The organism is Oleiphilus sp. HI0125, assembly GCF_001635355.1.
Genome location: NZ_LWGF01001416.1, coordinates 1 through 822 on the forward strand (window position 1 = coordinate 1; position 822 = coordinate 822).

An 822-nucleotide genomic window follows, 5' to 3' on the forward strand; every position below is an offset into this window, starting at 1 on the left:
ATTCAAACACGCAACCTCCCGAGAATACGATTGTGGTCAGCGGCCCCCAAGTGCTTAGCAGTCAAGTAAACCCTGCGCCTGCTCACCTTGAATAATTGGATCGTTATCAATATCAACTTTATCAGTCATGCCTTTTTCCTAGCGTGCTATATTCCCAAGGTCGCGAAAGGTAACAGACGAAGCTTTATATGTAAATACGAATTAGTCTCATTTCGATTGACATTGCCATTACCGTCCTCTATTCTTGCGCTTTCTTAAATATCACCCTAAGAAAGTGCGACTTAAACTATTTTCTACGCACTATCTGTCACGCCCCTTCGGAGACCAAAATGCGCAGCGCCGGAATTAGTTTTGCAAAATCATTGGCATGCTTTTCTCTACTTCTCACAGTTATTACCACACAAACAGCTCTCGCCGAAGATGAGACTCCTCGCATTATCAGCGCAGATCTAGGCACCACCCAAGTCCTACAAGCCCTTAACCTTCAGGATGCTATTATTGCTGTGGATGTCACGTCAGTTCGTCAACCCGAATTACGAGGCTTGCCCAGCATTGGCTACCACCGCCAACTTTCACCCGAAGGCTTACTAAGCATCAAAGCAGACGCTCTTGTAGGCGCCGCAGACATGGGTCCTGAAACCGCAATCAACGCTCTTGAAAAAACCGGCGTCCAAATTATTCAACAGGAATCACCAAAAACAATCGATACTCTTATCGAAAACGTCCGTACACTTTCTACCGAATTTAATCACAAAGAAGACGGCGAAAAGCTCATCAACATCATCGAAGAGATGCGCACAACACTTGCCAACACTTCGGTGA

The 822-nt window shown here is 45.6% G+C and carries 1 protein-coding gene; it reads left to right on the plus strand.

From position 1 onward, the window contains the following. Nucleotides 1-329: 329 nt before the first annotated feature. The coding region (locus tag A3762_RS24060; protein ID WP_156493717.1) for an ABC transporter substrate-binding protein at nucleotides 330-822 on the plus strand (493 nt) is incomplete at its 3' end.